The following is a 17,959-nucleotide window of genomic DNA, read 5'->3' as shown; positions in this document are numbered from 1 at the left end:
CTGTTATGCGCGTATATCGTATTTTCCTTCGCTGACCCAGCGGTGGATCTCGCCCTTCTGCTGCAGATAGGTTTCGATGCTGCCGCGGTTGTAGCGGATGCGTGCCTGTCCCTCCGTATTCCAACGGGGTGACGTGTGTCCGATCGTCGGCTCACCGACTGCGCGACCCACGTCAAAGTGGATCTCCGGGTCGGGAATCGCTGCTGCGACAAGCGTTCGCTGCTTCTTTGCAATGCTCTCCATGTCGCGCTTGGCGAATTCGATGCCGACCTGCCGCCCCTGCTTTGGTCCGTCCTCGGCAAGCGCCCACGCCATCTGCGTATGCTTCGAGGTTCCCTTCTGCACATCCGCAAAGCCCTGCTGTCCGTGCTCGCGGGCAAAGTCCGTGTGGTTTGTATAGCCGTAGCTGTGCCGGCTCGGGTAGCTGTCGATCGTGAGTTTCGGCTGTGTCACGCCGCGATTCGAGCGTGCCTGCTGCGTTTCCTGCTCGTAGCGCGGCTGGTTGATACTGCTGTCCAGCGTATTCCGCTGCACGCGCATCCCGATCATGGGAAGCGTATGCCGCGTATTCAGATAGAGCATGGGCATAAAGGGCATCCTTTCCCGTTATGAAATGCGACGAAAAGCTCTTACCTCAGATACTCCACAAGCGAGAGCGGCAGGATGCGCGCTCCCATCGCAAGCGACATGCTCATAATCGTCTGCTGCTGCATCATCTTCGTCGCGAGTTCCGCAACATCCGTGCCGGAGACGTTCGTGATGTCGCGTGTGATATTTTCCTTATGATTCGTAAGAATATCGGTCATGTCATTGTAGAGACCGCTGCGCGAACCTGTCTCCGTATGCGCCTGCAGCGTTACCTGATTCGCCACATCCGCGAGCGTCACGCCGTCCGAGCTGAGCCAATGCGCATCACACGACTTCGTCTTGGCATAGACGGTCAGCATATTGTTGACCATCGCCGTCCCCGAAGCTTCGTTGCCCGAGTTCTTGTCGTCGAAGAGGTCGCGCCCGAAGATGTCCCGACCGGTCTTGTTCACCGTATCTGCCGACGGCTCGGTCGAGCCGTTCTGCTTCACCATCGAGATGTAGCGCATATCGCCATTGTAGGTGACGATCTGCTGGCGCACGGTGGCAAACTTGAGCCTTGCCGCACCGACCGCCGTCGTCCATGCGCTGCCCGCAGGGGTGAGTTCTCCCGTGTTCTTAAAATGATCCTTAATAAAGGTCTTCGGCACAACGCCCGGTGCTGTCCCGACCGAGGTTCTCTCACCGGCAGCCGCAGCCTCCGCTTCGGTCTTATACCCTTTGGCGATCATGTCCTTGTAGCCTTCCTGCACGAATTCCTTCGTGTAGATCTTGCCGTTCAAGGTGTTCATATAGTAGGTATTTCCGTCATCGCCCTCAAGTGTGAGCATCTGATGCAGGAAATCTGCGCTGTCGTTGTCGCTGGCATCCGTAAAGAATGCCGACTGACGGTCGTCGAGCGTCTTGGACACGCCGCGCAGCTTGAGATCCGCCTCGCTCGACATGGCAAAAGGCTGCCGAAGATCTGCCTGTCCCGAGAAGATGTAACGGTCGCCGAGCTGTGTATTCCCGAGGGAGACAATCTGCTCGATGCCCGCCTTCATCTCGCGGGCAATCGCCGGCCAGTCGCCGCCCTTCTCATCCTTGTCGTCGTTCGCACCCTGGATCGTCTTCGCCTTGAACGTCTTCTGGATGTCCTCCATGCCCGTGAGCGCGGTCTGCGTCGAGTTCATCCATGAGATGCCCGCCTTGACGCTGCTCTGATAGCGGTCGTTCTCGCCCTCACTGATGTCGTAGCGCAGATAGCGCGAATAGTCCACGGAGTTGTCGGAGGGACGGTGGAGCTTGCTGCCGTCGCCCTGCTCCATGAGCTTCGTCTTCGTGTTGTCGAGCGCGTTCAGGTCTTTCTGATAGCGCTGCACCATATAGTTACTGCTGATGCGTACCATGTGTCACCTCTTACCTTCCGACGACGCCCGTGCTGTTGATCAGGCGATCCAGCATCTCATCCATCGACGTGAGCACGCGCGAGCACGCGCCGTAGCCCGTCTGGAACTTGAGCATATTCGTCAGTTCCTCATTCCAGTCGACCCCCGACGTGGACTGGCGCCACTGCTCGATCTGGGTCATGAGATCGTCCTGCTGCTTGAGTGTCTTGTCCACATTCTCTGCATCCGCACCGAGCCTGCTCATCATGCCGTTGTAGTACTGGTTGATCGAGACATCCGTGATGGCACGGGTCGTGCCGCGGGGGTTCATCGTGCCCGCCTGATCGATGTTAAAGAGTTTGCTAAGTTCAACCGCCATCGTGCCATCGCCCGTGCCGTTGACCCATTCGTCATTATACGTATAGGATGATCCCCCTGGCCCCAGTGTCGGTACGAGTTTCTTGCCAGTTGCCGGATCAATGATTTGGCGTGCGGCAACGAGGTTCTGCCCCCCCTGTGCCATCAGCTCATCACTCACCTTAAGTGCGTTGATGATCTGCATGGACTTCAGTCGATCCTCTGGAGTCGCCGCGGTCGCCGCCGTTGTCACCGTTGTCTGTGCGGGCGGACCGGCCACCTTTGTGCGATTCACGGTCGCACCGACCGCTTCCATCCAGCGCTCTCCCGTCGCAGGATCCACATGCCAGGTATACTGCATCTGATTGTAAGTCGTGCCTGACGGCGCAGTATATTTGTTGTTTCCGAAGAAATTCAACCACGAGGTCTCCTCTTTGTCGATACCGACACCGAGCTTATGCACGTCGTTGAAGGTCGTGAGGAGCGTCGCGGAGATGTCCGCAAGCTTGTCGATATACCCCTTGTCCTGCACGATCGTATCCTGCAGAGCCTTGAGAATACCGCTCATAGGAACATAACCGATGCCGCCCGCCTCTTTGATGCGCAGGGTATAGTCCGAGATCCCATACTGCTTGTTGTTGATCGGCGGGCTCATCTCGACCGTCAGAGAGTTCTCGCGCTGCACGAGCGACATGCCGTTCGAGACAACCGTATACTGACCGTTTGCTTCCTCATAGACGTTGACATTCGTGATCTCCGAGATTTTGTCCACGAGGAGGTCGCGCTGGTCGCGCAAGTCGTTCGCCTTGCCGCCGTTCGTCTCGGCGAACATGATGTTCTTATTGAGGCGGGCGATCTCTTTCGTGAGACCGTTGAGCTTCTCCACCTGTATGCGCATCTCATCGTACTGTGCCGTGATCTGAGCCTGCAGCTGTGTCGCACTGGTCTTGATGCGGTCGACGAGGTTGTTTCCCTTTGTCAGCACTGCCGTACGAGAAGCGGCATCGCTCGCGTAGTTGGACAGGTTGACCCACGCGGAGTAGAACTGCTGCATGGCATTCAGGATGCCGGTTTTCTTCGAGTCGTTGAAGACCGTCTCAACCTTGTCGTAATTCGTCTTGTACGTCTGGTAGAGATTCCTCGCCGAGTTCTCCGACCAGTACTGCTTGTCCGCGTAAATGTTGCGCGCACGGTTGAGCGCGACGACATCCACGCCGCCGCCGACGTAAACGCCCCCGTAGAGTGCGGCGCGTTCCTGGTAGTTCGTCGCCGCCGAGTCGACGCGCTGGCGCGAATACCCCTCCGTCGAGGCATTCGTGATATTGTGTCCCGTGGTGTCGAGCGAGAGTTGATTGTTCTGGATGCCCCGCACCATCGTATTGAGTCCCGCAAAAGTTGACCGCATAGATCCCTCACTCTTTCCCTGTTCGTTTCACTTCTTTATCGACAGCTCATACGTCTGCGTCAAACATGGCAACCGCACGCCGCACCCCCGGCGCAGGCCCCGCGACGGGCTGCGATCTGCCGTAGGTGTCGTCGGCGACGGTGCCGGAGATGACGTTGAGCTGATAGCTCACAAACTCCGCGCTCGCCTTCAGGAGTTCCCCGCAGCTTTGAACCAGTGTGCGCAGCTCCTCCTGTCGCAGGACAACAGCACGCAGCACGCGCTCCACGGCAAGTCGCTCGCGCAGATCCGGCTCGCGCACAATCACATCGGCGAGACGCGAACTCTGTGTCCGTGCCAGGAACTCCTCCTGTGCCCGCATGAGCGTGCGCACGGAGGCAAGACTGCGCTCCGCCTCCGTGGTCGGCGCGGCGATCCCGCCGCCCGAAGAACTTTGCGTGAGTGCGTCCCGCAGTACGCCAAAACGAAGCACCGCCTCCTCCGAGGCATTGAGCTGTGCCTTCAGGAGGACAAGTGCCTCACGTGTCTCATTCGTCATCGCCGCTCACGCCTTATAATCCAGATTTTTCTTCAGATGCCGCACCTGCTCGCCGCCCGTATTCCCATAGACGGGGTCAACGACGGCACCGCCGATCCTGCCGAGCTGTCGGTTCACAGCGATGAGCAGCCCTTCCATGAGGAGAGCGTTCGCCTCGCTGCGTTCCTGCACCGCCTTGACAAGGAGACTGAGCTTTCGGCTCGCTCCAAGGACAGCGCGATGAATCTCGTCGGTCGGTGCGAGCAGTGCCAGCTCCTCCATCGTCGTCTCAGGCGTTACGCCCGGTGTCTCCTGCGCGATCTGTGCGAGCTGCGTGAGACGCTGTTTCTCGAGTGTCTGCACCGCTGTTGCGAGAAAAGACTCCTCAGCGGTCAGTTTCTCAAGAGCCTCCATATCGAGCGCAACAAGTACACCCCGCTTTTTTTCCTGAAGCGCGTGAATCTTTTCGTACTGCTGATGGAGCTGCCCCAGTGTCGCTGTGAACGTATCCCACATGAGTCCGCACCTATATCAATAGCGCATCGCAAGCATCTTCGCCGCGATGTCCGAGGAGGTCGGCGCATAGCTGCCGTCCGCCGCATTCGCCCGAAGCGCATCCACGCGCTCAGAGCGAACATCATCCATGCCGCGCAGCTTTTGCAGAATATCACCAAAGCTCTGCGCCTCTCCGGAGAGCTCGAGCGCATCCGGACGCTGCACGCTCCCCGCCGCATCGACGCGGCGTGTTCCTGCGGGCTGGCTCGCCGCATAGAGACGGCTCACAGCCGCAACTGCATGATTGCTGATCAACATATTTTTCACCACCTATTTATTGCCCCCGAAAATGGTTGGAGTGCTTTCACATTCTTTATCGGAAAAAAAGACGCGTACTTAAGAGTATTTTCTTAAAGTACGCATCTCTTGATGATTACTTGTTGCCGAGCGTCACATATCCGCGCCGACCGCTCCCGCCGTCGCCCGTCGTGCGCATCCCCGAAGCGGACTGCTTGGCGACCACCGCCGTCAACTCGTCGCGCATCTCCTTCTGGCATTTGTCGCAGTACTGTCCCTTCTGAATCGGAGAAGCACATTTCTCGCATGGGTAGAAGAGATCGACACCCGATGAGAGGAAGCGACCCTCGCGGATCATGCGGCGAATCACAGGCTCCTGCACTCCCGTCGCCTCGACGATCTCAGTGATCTGACACTTCGGATGATCGCGCACATACTCGACGATCACCTTCTCCCACTGCTCTTCCTTCTCGCGGCAATCCACACAGATACGGGAATTGTTGATGGAAATGAACACCTTCCCGCAGCTCGAGCAGTTCTTCATCTTTCCTGCCATGGGCAAAACTCTCCTCTCGAATAGCGGATCGGTATAAGAATGATCCGAGACTATCTATGTATTCTCTCGTATTCTACAACAGGTTGCTGGAAAAATCAATACTTCGACATCGAAGCACACTTCATCCCGTCAGTGCACGCTGCGCCGCGCGAAGATCCCGCCCTCCGGCGTCAGGATACGGCAGCTGTTCAGCACCACCGCGAGCGTCGCCGTGTTGTGGATCGCCGCCGCCGCGAGCGGGCTGATCGCGCCGAGTGCACCGAGCAGCATCGCCGACGAGTTGACGAGCAGTGTCGCCTTGAAATTCTGGTGGACGAGGTGCATCGTCCGCTGTCCGAGACGCAGAGCCTCCACGAGGCGCGTTGGATCCTCCGAGTGAATCGTCACCGCCGAGGACTCCGCCGCAATGTCCGTCTGCCGCCCGCCGAGCGAAACGCCCACGTCCGCAAACGCGAGTGCGGGCGCATCGTTGATGCCGTCGCCGACCATCATGACCGTGCCGCGCTGACGCAGCTGGTTGACGTAGTATGACTTGTCCTCGGGCAGGATCTCCGCATGATAGGAGTCCACATCCATCTCGCGCGCCACATCCGCAGCAACCGCCTTTGCATCGCCCGTCAGCATGACAATCTCATCCACGCCGCAGCGGCGCAGCTGATTCAGCGTCTTTTTCATCTTCGGTCGGATCGGATCCTCGATGCCGATAACGCCGATCAGCTTCGTATCACGCGCCACATAGAGGAGGTTCTTGCCCTTCACCGACGTGATGAGATCCTCCGCGTCCACAATGCCGTTTTCCTGCAAAAAGCGGCGGCTGCCGACGCGCACAACACCGCCTGCAAAGCCCTCGAAATCCGGCACCTCGGCGAGCATGCCGCGCGCGACAATCGTCTTGGAGGAGCGATGCTGCGGGGTCTTCCACGCCTGCTCCTCCACATATTTCTGAATCGCCACCGCGAGCGGGTGAACAGAGTGCTCCTCCGCCGACGCCGCAAGCAGGATGACCTCTTTTTCCTCCACGCCCGCTGCCGTGCGGATGAACGTGATCTCCGGCACGCCGACGGTCAGCGTCCCCGTCTTATCGAGCACAACCGTATCCGTGCGCGCGAGCGCCTCCACATAGTTGCCGCCCTTGACGAGAATGCCGCGCTTTGCCGCAGCGGCAATGGATGCCGACATCGCCGTCGCCGTAGAAAGCTTGAGCCCGCAGGAGAAGTCGATAAAGAGCAGGTTCAGTACCCGCCCCCAGTCGCGCGTCGCCCCGTAGACAATCGCCGCCCCGAGGAAGGACACGGGCACGAGATAGTTCGCCATCTGATCGGCGAAATTCTGCACGGGCGCACGGCGTGTCTGCGCCTCCTCGACGAGGTGGACAATGTGCGCAAGCGACGTATCTCCGCCCACCTTCTCCACCGCAATGACGAGCTCACCCGCCTCGACCACGCTGCCGGCGTAGACCGGCGCACCCTCGTTCTTCATCGCGGGTGCGGATTCGCCCGTAATAGATGCCTGCGTCACTGCCGCATCACCGCGCAGGACGCGCCCATCGATCACAATCTTCTCGCCCGCATGCACGGCAATCGTATCGCCCGGACGCACCTCCTCGACAGGCACCTTGCGCTCGACCTCGCCCTCCGGCGTCATCTCGACGAGCCAGACATCGCGCTGCCCGAGTGAGAGCAGTCCCGAGATGTGTGTGCGTGCCTTCTCCGCCGCATAGCTCGTCAGCATCTCCGCGCCATTGCTCAGTGCGAGGAGCATGAGGCTCGACTCGGGCTTGCCCGCGAGCACCGAGGCAATGACCGCCGTCGTCGTCAGCGTGTCCGCGTTCGGCTGGCGATCCTTGATCAGCCCGCCCAGTCCGGACTTGATGAAATTGCGCGAAATCCCAAGGACGAGCAGAGAGCGCAGCACCTTCACCGAGGCAAAGAGCGCAGGAGCCCCGCGCCTGAGGAGTTCCATCGCCGCAAAACTCGCCAGAGAGATCACGGCATCGCGTCGGAACTCCGCAAGCTGCTCCGTCGGCGTCACCGTCTTCTCTGCCGCATCACGCACGGCACGCTCTGCAGCGGCAAGGATGCGCACCGCCGGAATCGCCCCCTCATGCCAGAGATCGACACAGCCGTCGCGCACGGATGCCGCCGTCACTGCGGGGAAACGGCGTATGCGCGCCGCAAGGCGCAGCGCATCTTCACGCGGCAGCGTGCCGTTCAGACGAATGCGCGTATGTACGAGCTTCATACCTTCCAACCTCTCATCAGCGTCAGAGCCCACCAGAGCATCTGCGATCCCGACGGCGTGTTATTCGTGAGCACCAGCTGGCGAATGCCGCGCAGGACGAATACGCCCGCGACCACCGAGCTCAGATCGAGCGCCCCACCCGTGTTCCGCTGAATCCATCCGCTGAAATCATGCACCGAACGGCGTACGCTCTGTGCGAGCGTCGCGGGAGGCTGTGCGGTGCGCCCCTCCGCAAAAATCGCCAAAAGCTCTTCTGCGAGCACGTGGATATGTGCCTCGTCCTCCGGCGGATAGACAAACAGGATACTGCCGGCAACCGCGTTTGCACGCACCTCTGTCACAAACGGCAGACGTGGGAGAAGCTCCTCGAGCACCTTCCCGAACTCCGGCGTCAGATACGGCGTCCGATAGCGACGCCGTCCCGCCGAGGCGTGCACGCAGACAAAGGGCGGCTCCGCCGATGCCTTCCTCTGCGCCATCCCCGCAGAGGAGACTCCCCCCTTGCGTCCGCCGCCAAGCAGACCCGTGAGTGCTGCCCCCCCGAGGGCAAGCCCGCCGGCGGCAGAGGAAAATCCGGATGCTCCGCCGCCCTGTGCACGACCGCGTCCGCCCCCCATTCCGTTGGCGGGGTGGGACGTCTCCCCCGTCCCGCCCATCGACTGCCGCAGCATATTCACCAGTGACGCGCCAAGCATCAGTCCAGAGACATAGTTCATGATGCCCTCCTCCTCGCATGCGTGCGCATATAGTCCTCCACGCGGCGCAGCTCTGCATTCGCACGCAGACGCTCCGGCTCATAGGTGATAAGGATCGAGCCCGTCTCGATACTCGTCTCCACGCGCTCAATCTCCACGAGTGTTCCAAGATGCGCCTGTACCTGCGCTTCAAGTGCAGCGTTGTTCACAAGCTGCTTGCTGTAGAGACGCACACGCCCCGGCATATAGGATGCGATATCCGTCGTGCGGACGAATACATCCACCGCCGACTGCGGTATCGCATTCTTGATCGTATCGAAAATATTCATGGGGAAATCGTTTCCTCCCTTTCTTTTTATGACTATTTTTACATCTATAATATTCTGCAGCACCTGTACCGCAGGGTCTTTTTGAAAAAGGGGCTGTGCGCGATGCCGCGCAACAGCCCTGAGCCCAGTGGAACGCTTGTTTACTTCTCCGATGCAGACTGCGCCGCAATCAGATCCTCAAGCTCCTCCTTCTGACGCTGGAGCTCCGCCAGCGAAAGATCCGCCTGACCTGCCTCAAGAGCCGCAAGCTGCTGCGTGCGCTCCTGCATGAAGCGGTAGCCAAAAATACCTGCCACCGCACCGACCGCAAGGCCAATCCAGAAATCTGTCTTCGAGAACATGATAATTCCTCCTCTTTACATATCGCCCGAATGGGTAGTTTGCATTGCGGCGCCTTGCCTCAGAACTGAGTGATCGCAAAACGAATCCGACGTTTGGAAAAGAAAAGCCGCCACGTGGCAGCTTTGAAGGATCCCCCCGCGATGACAATTCCTGCGCCATGAGAACGAAGGCTGCCGCCGCCATCCTCTCCGGAATCATCTCGTTGTTCTCAGTATATGTGAGAACACCACCAAAGTCAATAGTTTCGTTGTAATCAGGAATAACTATTGACATCATAGATAAAGATTAGCAGCATCCCTTTGCGGGCTTCTCGAAATACTGTCCGAGCAGCTTCACCGAGCAGTAGTTCCCGCACATCGAGCACGCCTCCTCACCCTCGACGTTGCGTGCGCCGCGCTTTTGCCGTGCGAGATCCGGATCGATTGCAAGCTGCATCTGTGCCTCCCAGTCGAGATCCTTGCGTGCCTTCGCCATCGCAAGATCCCACTCCCGCGCCCCCGGCACCCCGCGCACGAGATCGGCGGCGTGTGCTGCGATCCGTGCCGTGACGACGCCCGCGTGCACATCCTCGATTGTCGGCAGCCCCAGATGCTCCGCCGGCGTCACATAGCAGAGGAAGTCCGCACCGCTCACAGCGGCAAGCGTCCCGCCAATCGCCGAGGTGATGTGATCGTAGCCCGGCGCGATATCCGTCACGAGAGGACCGAGCACATAGAACGGGGCGTTTCGGCAGAGCCGCTTTTGGATCTGCATATTGGCGGCGATCTGGTCGAAGGGAACATGACCGGGTCCCTCCACCATCACCTGAACCCCGCGAGCCCATGCACGATCCACAAGCTCGCCAAGCGTGATGAGCTCCGTAATCTGGCAGCGATCCGTCGCGTCCGCGATGCAGCCGGGGCGCATACCGTCGCCGAGGCTGATCGTCACATCATATTTCTCACAGATGTCGAGGATATCGTCATACCGCTCGTACAGCGGATTCTCCTTCCCGTGATGCAGCATCCAGCCCGCGATGAACGACCCGCCGCGGCTCACAATGTCCATCACGCGCCCTTCGTGCTTCATCCGCTCAATGGCAGCGCGTGTCACACCGCAGTGCAGCGTCAGGAAGTCCGCGCCGTCCTTCGCCTGCTGCTCGATGACGTGAAAGAGATCCTCATCCGTCATCTCAATCACCGCTCCGTGCTTTTGGATCGCCACCACCGTCGCCTCGTAGAGCGGCACCGTTCCGACCATGATCGGGGAATGTGCGATGATCTTTTGGCGCGACACATCTATGTTGTCGCCCGTCGATAGATCCATCACCGCATCCGCATCGCAGCGCACCGCCTCGTCGAGCTTTTCCAACTCCGGTGCGATATCAGGGAACACATTCGACGTGCCAATGTTCGCGTTCACCTTCACCCGCAGCCCCGCGCCGACACCACGCGGACGCAGATTTTTATGTCCCATATTCGCAGGGATTGCAATTCGCCCCGCCGCCACGCCTTCGCGCACGAACTCCTCTGTGACATGCTCCTCCGCCGCCACAATCCGCATTTCCTCCGTCGTCTCTCCAGCACGCGCACGCTGCATCTGTGTTGCCATGATGATCGCCTCCAAAAATAAATCAGCCGTCCGGCATAGACCGAACGGCAAACAAACAAATCAAGCCACTTTCCTACGCAGGCATTACCCAACAGGTTCCAAGGGTCGACCCGAAGATCTCTCAGCAAACGCTCCCCCAGTGGAAATATTCAGTTTTCCCATTCATTATAGCATTGGCGCACACGAAAGACAATAGCGTGCGTGTCTTTCCGCCTCCGCTCTTCATCAAAATATCATCATTCCTCTGTATGATGATTGCGATCATTCTTGAGAATCACCGATAAAACAGCTATCAGATTGGCGCAGATTTTCCGCCGGAGTGCTGGCAAAAAGATACGTCAAGATGGTCTTGCTGAATTTATCCGTGCTTCCCTTGTCTTTACGAAAGGCTGACCTCCATGAAAATCCATCCGCAGCGGCTCACGCGCTTTCTCGGCATCTGCCTCGCCCTTGCCGTCCTCCTCTATGCACTCGCACACCTGCCTGGCGGTGAGGACGGCGATCCGCCGACCTACAAGGCGGAGGTGCTCAGCGTCACGGAGGTGGAAAACGAAATCACGGCATTCGCCCCGGGCAGCAAACAGTACGAAGTGCAAATCCGCTTAGACTCAGGGGCGGCAGAAGGTACAGAAACGACGATCACACATCGAACCCTGAACAATCCCGCCTTTGACATCCACCCGCAGGAGGGTGACAACCTCATCGTGCGCGATGAAAACGACAGCTACGCCATCGTCGACTACGACCGCCTGCCCGCGATGCTTGCACTATTCCTCGGCTTTGCCGTCCTCCTCATCCTCTTCGGCGGCATGACGGGTGCAAAGGCACTCCTCGTTCTCCTCTTCGCCGTCCTCCTCATTGCAAAGGGACTCATCGCATTCATCCTCTTTGCGCCTTCGCACATTCTCCTCTGGACCATTCTCATTGGCACCATCATCACACTCGCGACCCAGCTCATCGTCAACGGGTGCAACGTCAAATCAGCGGGAGCCATCATCGGTACGATCGGCGGCATCCTCGTCGCGGGACTGCTTGCCATCCTTGCGATCCACTTTACCTATCTCACGGGCATCGACGAGGAGCAGGCAGGGATGCTCAAGGTACTCTACCTGCAGGACGTGGACTTTCGCGAACTGCTCTTTGCGGGCATCGTCCTCGGCGCGCTTGGCGCAGTTATGGACGTAGCCGTCTCCATCGCCTCCGCCCAGTACGAAATGAAGCTGCTCGCACCGAAAACAAAGTTTCAAACGCTCGTCACCTCAGGGCTGAACGTCGGACGCGATGTCATGGGCACGATGGCGAACACCCTCGTCCTCGCGTACATCGGCGGCGCACTCCCCCTCATCCTCCTCATCTCCGCACAGCCTGACCTCCCCCTGCTGCACGTCATGAACCTCAACATGATCGCAACCGAGGTCGTCCGCTCCCTCATCGGCAGCATCGGACTCCTCTGTGCAATCCCCATCACCGCCTACGCCACCGCCTTTCTCATCACCGTCCGCCCGCAGCGCAAACAAAAAACGGAGGTCTAACCTCCGTTTTTTGTTTGCGCTGTTCAATCAATCCAACGGACTTCATTTCCAAACGACTCCTATCATTTGGAAATGCCAAGGAAGAACATCCGAACCGAGAGACTCATCTCCAAATCCGACGGAGCATCCTCATCATGGCGAAGCAGCGGCTTCATCCGTCGTACGATTTCGTCATCCATTGCCATCGAAATGGAGTGAACCCGATATTGGTGCAGAAAGGAGTGTGCATGAAGCCTTTCCAAGATCCGGCGATAGGGAATCACCGCATAGCGCAGTGCCTTCGGCTCATACACATCCCGCATCCCCGCGTGCATCATGCAGTCCAGCTCGTACGCGCTGCCCGGATTCCGCACGGGCAGAATAATGATGCCGCCCGGTGCAAGGAGCGCATAGAGCCGCTCCAGATCTGCAACCACATCCGTTGTCGGCAGTTCGTCCAGATAACAGCCTGCCGTGATCACATCGTACCGCTGCCCTGCGCACTGCGCCGCAATATCCGCAATACTCGCAGTCATCATCGTCTCATCAAAGAGGTAGTCCGTATCCGGCAGATAGCGTTCATCAAAAACAGCAGCCGTCATGTGGGGTACAAATCCGCTGCGTCGATAGGCATTGACCAGATCACAAGCAAGGTCACCGAAGCGAGGCTCCATGACAAGCACTCGTTCCCCTGCATGAAATGTATGCCAAGCCCAGGCATTCTCGCTGTCGATAAAGCCCCCCCGTGAATCCCACGCATCCACGCCCCATTTCTCATAATAGACACGTCGCATCTCGTCGAGTGCATTTCCCACCGCCTTGCGGCGTCCCTCGCCGAGTGTTACGCCGCCGAAGTGGTGCAGGAAGGTATCTTTTAGAAGAACCTGCCGCCACCCTGTGCGCCGCAGGAGTGTCGATAAGTCATCGTCCACGAACTCCCCCCGCGTATAGATCGGATCGATCAGCCCCAACTTGTAAATATCCGAGCGGGTAATGGCAAGAAAGGGCATCAATACGCTCCGCTCTTCCCAAAGGGCGGGATCGAGATGATTGTGCGCTGCCGCAAATTCCTGCATTGCTCGCATCCCCTCAAACGTATTGGCATAGGGAACAGGGACACCTTGGTCATTCGTTATGCTCTCCTCGTTGCAAGTGGGAACAACCATCGCAATACGTTCATCTGACTCCATCGCCGTGCGCATATGCTCCAACCAATGCGGTGTGGCAACGACATCGTTGGAAAATCCGACGATGTATTTTCCTTCCACGATATGCTGCCAGGAATTGATGCCAAGAATATTGTGTTTGAGATTGAGTTTCTTCCTATGCGGCAGTGTCTCGAAATATTCCCGTGTGCCATCATCCGAACCGTTGTTGATCGTAATGAGCTCAATCCTGTCGCTTGAAAAATCCGTATGGGCAAAAATGCTTTCAACGGCTTTTTTCGTATACTCCAATTTATTGTAGGCACAAAGGACAATCGACACATCATACGGATAATGCGTGCGGGGCTCACCGTGTACGTCCTTCATCGCCTGCATCAGCCGCTCCTGATGCCCTGCCCGCGCTGACGCATCCGAAAGCACCTCCGTCGCAAGATGCCAAAGCCGCTGCATTTCGAGGACAAACGGGCGAATCTCACAGGAGAACACGCGTGTAAATAGGGACGGATCACGCTGCAGTTCTTCCATCGATGCTTGAATATTACGTGCATACAGATAGACCTTTTGCAGGAGGCCATCCGCCCCCTGTAGCTCTGCTTCGACCGCCGCAGCGATCCTGCACAGATTGTCCACGAGTTCCCCAACGGCAGAATCTTCCCCACCACGCCCGAGTGCCGCCTGTATATAGTCCGCTGCTTCCACAGAAACATCCAGCAGCGACCGCATCTTTTCCTGTTCCATGGATTCCCCTCTCAAACGCCGATATACATTTCGCTCCTTGTCCGCTCAGAGATTCAAAATGCGTGCCGTGAGCGCAACGGCATCGGCGATGTTGTGACAATCGAACGCATCCGCATCCAGTGTGAGCGCTTTTCTTTCTGCGTCGTAGCGAGGTTGTGCCACCACTGTTTTCAGCCCAGCTCCCTCCTGCCCAATGGGGGCGGCACAGATCTGTGCATACCGTTTCAAATACTTCTGATACAACTCCTCGCTGCACAGAGATGCGGAATGTATCAGCAATCCATAGCACCGCTCAAATGCCGGATCCGTCTGCGGAATACAGCTGTCAACATATGCCAAAACAGCCTCCTCGTCCAACACTGCGTCCATCAGCCGCAGATCGGTCAGACGCAGGACACTGGTGTAGAATACAATTTTATCCGCTGCATCGACATAGGGAATCTTCCACTCGCTGTCACGCATGACATACTCTCCGAGCCTGGCACGAATCGGCAGACGTCTCACACGAGACTTTGCTTCACGAACAAGATCAGTGTCAGATACGAGAGACTTTCCGCCAATCGAATGCCCCGACATCCCTGCAATTGTGATCGGGCATCTCACTTCTATGACATGATCATTCAGGCAGAGATTCACCGCCGCCATATAGCCGTCCTGCGAGAATCCATCCAGAAAGCGCCCTGTGCGGCGCAGCATTTCCGACCTATAGCTGCTCCGAAATCCGGAATTGATATAGAGCGTCGGCAAAGAATAAAAAATACCTTCAATGCGCCGAATAACATCCTGCTGATGAGAAGCAAGACCGTACCGTATGTATTGTTCGTTCTGCCGCAGATCATAGAGGGGGACGTCGACGATCTTACACGGATAGAGGGAGAAATCCGGCCAAGTGTAGAACCCCCTCGTCCAGCTGAAAATCGACTCATCGGGATGATCCGTTAGAGCCTGCTTCAAGTGGTTCAACGCCCACGGATAGACACCGTCATCCGCACCAATGGAGAAGATAAAATCCCCCCGTGCATGGAGATAGGCAAACTCAAAGGTCTTATCCAGGGAGAGTGGAAACGGCGTTTTATAATAGCGGATGCGCGAATCTCCGAGCTCCTCATAGAGTTCGCGCACCGCCGTACATCCCTCGTCCGAATTATCGCTCAGAACGATCTCATAGCTGCCCTCATATGCTATGGAAAGGCAGGTTTTGAGGGTATGGCGCAGCGTATCCGCAGCATTCCGTACGGGGATAACGATGGAGAACTCACAGGAGGGCGGTGTGGCAAGCAGCTTCTCGACCGACTCCCCATAGAGATAGCTCACATAGCGGACGTAGCTCCCCGTCCAGGCAAACGCCCCGGCGTAGGAGAACGCTGACGGCAGACGGCCGGAGAGACGCTGGATGTCCCCTGCAAGCGCTGTTTTGTCATGCAGCTCTGCCATTCTCCGCTCCGACGAAAAGACAATGAGCGGTGCCTCCTGCACAATACTCCGTGCGAGCAGCTGAACGACAGCAGGTACAGCGTCCACCACTGCACCCGATTCCGTGCGGCATTTCCCTACCGTAACACAGATCTCCTCCCCAACTGCCTCTGCCGCCTGTACACATTCCTGTGCATAGGTTTCTGCATCCTGCACCGCACACACCTCATCGCTCTCACGCACGCAGATGACCTGCTGACCGAGCAGTCGCAACCCCATCGAGAGCACTGGCATATCGTCGTCGTCCGTCGCCATGATCACAAGGAACGTATGAGATACGCCATCGGTGAACAGACGGGCAAGAAGCCCATCATTTCCGCTATGAAAGGGATGCGGAAAAAGCCGTCCGGCATCCTGCAGAACATATTGCTCAAACTCCTCGAAATGCCCCGTCTGCATACACCATGCCATCATCAGCACAAGCGATAAGACAGGATTGCGTGTGACATAGTACTGCACAGCGAGATCATACAGACCGTCCGCATCCATCATCCCCGCTCGCAGATGATCCTTCATCTCATCCAATACGGCAAATTCCCGCTGCGGCAGTGCCCCTGTCCCATAGAATGCGGACAGGAATTCAAGCTGACGTCGTTCCGGCGTTTCCTCCGCATAGGTCTGTGCCTTCAATGCAAAAAGATCGGCAAGCCCTTCCTGCGGATGAAATTCCTGCACGGCATAGTCGACGAGTGCACGACAATCCTCTGCAGGCGCATCCTTTGCCAGCATGAGTGCCACCTCTGCCGCGAAATAGGGTAAACGCTTCGGATAGACGGAGCGCAGCTCAATGAGTGCTTCTTCGGCTTTTTTGAGATCTTCTACCGTACCGTGTGCAATCCACGTACGTATTTGACGCAGTACTTCCCGATATTTCTCTTCTGTCATTCGATTTCCGTCCCATCTACATGTACGCAGACACATGTCTCACATTCGTTCCGTCAGCGATCGCACACGGCATCCTTGACCGTCTGTGCCATATAGTCGATCTTCTCGTCGGTCAATCCCGGATAGACGCCGAGCCAGAACGTATCGTTCATGATACGGTCAGTCTGTGTGAGTTCGCCCGCAATACGGTAGCCCTCGCCCGATGCCCGCATCTCGTCAAAGCACGGGTGCTTCGTCAGATTCCCTGCAAAGAGCATCCGCGTCTGGATGCCGTGCTCCTCAATATAGCGTACAATCTTTGCGCGACGGACACCTGTGCGGCAGGTCAGAAGGAAGCCGAACCAACTTGGATTGGCATCCGCCGTCGCCTCCGGCAGGACAAAGAACTCCTCCATATCCGCGAGTGCGGCACGCAGACGTGCAAAATTGTGCCGCCGCCGCTCTACGAAGGACGGCAGCTTCTTCAGCTGCGCCACGCCGATTGCCGCCTGCAGATCCGTCGCCTTGAGATTATAGCCGAAATGCGAATAGACGTATTTGTGATCGTAGCCACGCGGCAGCACTCCGTCCTGTCGGTCGAAACGGCGACCGCAGAGATTGTCCTGCCCTGACGCGCAGATGCAGTCACGCCCCCAGTCACGCAGGGAGCGTACGATGCGGTGCAGCAACGCATCATTCGTATAGACCGCGCCGCCCTCGCCCATCGTTATATGATGCGGCGGATAGAAGCTCGACGTGCCAATATCGCCGATCGTCCCCGTATAGTGCTCCGTCCCATCCAACGTATACTGCGACCCGAGCGCGTCGCAGTTGTCCTCGACGAGCCACAGATTGTGCGCGTCACAGAACGCCTTCGCCGCCGCCAGATCGAACGGGTTGCCGAGGGTGTGTGCGATCATGACCGCCTTTGTCCGCTCTGAGCGAGCTCCCTCCAGCAGAGACACATCCACATTGTACGTCGGCAAATTTACATCCACGAACACGGGAACAGCCCCGTACTGGATGATCGGCGCAACCGTCGTCGGAAATCCCGCCGCGACCGTGATAACCTCATCGCCGCGCCGCACAGCACGCTCCCCGAGGAGCGGCGAGGTAAGTGCCATAAAGGCGAGCAGATTCGCCGATGAGCCAGAATTCACGAGTGAGCAGTGCTTTACGCCTAAGAATGCCGCAAGACCGCGCTCGAACTCCTCCGTATAATGCCCCGCCGTCAGCCAGAACTCAAGTGCACTCTCTACAAGGTTCTCCATCTCCTCGTGATCGTAGACACGTGCCGCATACGACAGACGATCCCCCGGCGCAAAGTCCTCCTTCGGTGCATGATATTTTTCGCAGTATTCCCGCACCAACGCAAGAATCTCCCCGCGCATCTCCTGCTCAGTCATTCGCTTGCTCTCCTCAAACATA

The 17,959-nt window shown here is 57.8% G+C and carries 16 protein-coding genes and 1 riboswitch; of the genes, 1 reads left to right on the top strand and 15 read right to left on the bottom strand.

What is annotated here, in order from left to right; all coding sequences use genetic code 11:
- Positions 1–3: 3 nt before the first annotated feature.
- From ACO6BQ_RS00305 to thiC, 12 genes are all read right to left on the bottom strand, one after another.
- A complete protein-coding gene (locus ACO6BQ_RS00305) occupies positions 4–588 on the bottom strand; it encodes a DUF6470 family protein (RefSeq protein ID WP_489118530.1) in 585 nt (194 codons plus the stop codon).
- A 41-nt stretch (positions 589–629) separates the two neighbouring features.
- Positions 630–1,976, bottom strand: a complete 1,347-nt coding sequence (locus ACO6BQ_RS00300) for a flagellin (RefSeq protein WP_489118528.1) — start codon at positions 1,974–1,976, stop codon at positions 630–632.
- Positions 1,977–1,986: 10 nt separating this feature from the next.
- Positions 1,987–3,717, bottom strand: coding sequence for a flagellar hook-associated protein FlgK (flgK, locus tag ACO6BQ_RS00295; protein WP_489118526.1), 1,731 nt, complete (start codon positions 3,715–3,717; stop codon positions 1,987–1,989).
- Positions 3,718–3,763: 46 nt separating this feature from the next.
- Complete coding sequence (locus ACO6BQ_RS00290) at positions 3,764–4,255, bottom strand: hypothetical protein (protein WP_489118524.1); 492 nt, start codon at positions 4,253–4,255, stop codon at positions 3,764–3,766.
- Positions 4,256–4,261: 6 nt separating this feature from the next.
- A complete protein-coding gene (locus ACO6BQ_RS00285; RefSeq protein ID WP_489118522.1) occupies positions 4,262–4,750 on the bottom strand; it encodes a flagellar protein FlgN in 489 nt (162 codons plus the stop codon).
- Between the two features lie 15 nt (positions 4,751–4,765).
- On the bottom strand, positions 4,766–5,047 hold the full coding sequence (gene flgM, locus ACO6BQ_RS00280) for a flagellar biosynthesis anti-sigma factor FlgM (protein WP_489118520.1): 282 nt from the start codon (positions 5,045–5,047) through the stop codon (positions 4,766–4,768).
- Between the two features lie 115 nt (positions 5,048–5,162).
- On the bottom strand, positions 5,163–5,582 hold the full coding sequence (locus ACO6BQ_RS00275) for a flagellar protein (protein WP_489118518.1): 420 nt from the start codon (positions 5,580–5,582) through the stop codon (positions 5,163–5,165).
- A 129-nt stretch (positions 5,583–5,711) separates the two neighbouring features.
- On the bottom strand, positions 5,712–7,823 hold the full coding sequence (locus tag ACO6BQ_RS00270; RefSeq protein ID WP_489118516.1) for a heavy metal translocating P-type ATPase: 2,112 nt from the start codon (positions 7,821–7,823) through the stop codon (positions 5,712–5,714).
- The gene (locus ACO6BQ_RS00265) at positions 7,820–8,539 is read right to left on the bottom strand and encodes an HMA2 domain-containing protein (protein ID WP_489118514.1); all 720 of its coding nucleotides are present in this window, start codon (positions 8,537–8,539) and stop codon (positions 7,820–7,822) included. The genes ACO6BQ_RS00270 and ACO6BQ_RS00265 overlap by 4 nt, the downstream gene beginning before the upstream one ends.
- Positions 8,536–8,847, bottom strand: a complete 312-nt coding sequence (locus tag ACO6BQ_RS00260) for an HMA2 domain-containing protein (RefSeq protein WP_489118512.1) — start codon at positions 8,845–8,847, stop codon at positions 8,536–8,538. The genes ACO6BQ_RS00265 and ACO6BQ_RS00260 overlap by 4 nt, the downstream gene beginning before the upstream one ends.
- Before the next feature lie 140 nt (positions 8,848–8,987).
- Entirely contained in the window at positions 8,988–9,188 is a 201-nt protein-coding gene (locus tag ACO6BQ_RS00255; RefSeq protein ID WP_006693097.1) for a hypothetical protein, read from the bottom strand.
- Positions 9,189–9,474: 286 nt separating this feature from the next.
- Positions 9,475–10,779 (bottom strand): phosphomethylpyrimidine synthase ThiC, encoded by a 1,305-nt coding sequence (gene thiC, locus ACO6BQ_RS00250; RefSeq protein ID WP_489118509.1) that lies wholly within the window; start codon positions 10,777–10,779, stop codon positions 9,475–9,477.
- Between the two features lie 53 nt (positions 10,780–10,832).
- Positions 10,833–10,927, bottom strand: a riboswitch (TPP riboswitch).
- Positions 10,928–11,177: 250 nt separating this feature from the next.
- On the opposite strand from thiC, the gene ACO6BQ_RS00245 reads away from it, so the two are divergent.
- On the top strand, positions 11,178–12,311 hold the full coding sequence (locus tag ACO6BQ_RS00245) for a YibE/F family protein (protein WP_489118507.1): 1,134 nt from the start codon (positions 11,178–11,180) through the stop codon (positions 12,309–12,311).
- Positions 12,312–12,373: 62 nt separating this feature from the next.
- On the opposite strand, the gene ACO6BQ_RS00240 is transcribed toward ACO6BQ_RS00245, so the two are convergent.
- The 3 genes from ACO6BQ_RS00240 to rfbH are packed head-to-tail and all read right to left on the bottom strand — an operon-like array spanning position 12,374 to position 17,937.
- Positions 12,374–14,194: a glycosyltransferase gene (locus ACO6BQ_RS00240; protein ID WP_489118505.1), complete on the bottom strand. Its 1,821-nt coding sequence runs from the start codon at positions 14,192–14,194 to the stop codon at positions 12,374–12,376.
- A 45-nt stretch (positions 14,195–14,239) separates the two neighbouring features.
- Positions 14,240–16,552, bottom strand: coding sequence for a glycosyltransferase family 2 protein (locus tag ACO6BQ_RS00235; protein WP_489118503.1), 2,313 nt, complete (start codon positions 16,550–16,552; stop codon positions 14,240–14,242).
- A 53-nt stretch (positions 16,553–16,605) separates the two neighbouring features.
- A complete protein-coding gene (gene rfbH, locus ACO6BQ_RS00230) occupies positions 16,606–17,937 on the bottom strand; it encodes a lipopolysaccharide biosynthesis protein RfbH (protein WP_489118501.1) in 1,332 nt (443 codons plus the stop codon).
- Positions 17,938–17,959 lie beyond the last annotated feature (22 nt).

It is taken from the genome of Centipeda sp. (in: firmicutes), from assembly GCF_057271695.1.
The sequence above is the reverse complement of the archived record's forward strand: the minus strand, read 5'-3'. Positions and strand labels throughout refer to the sequence as shown.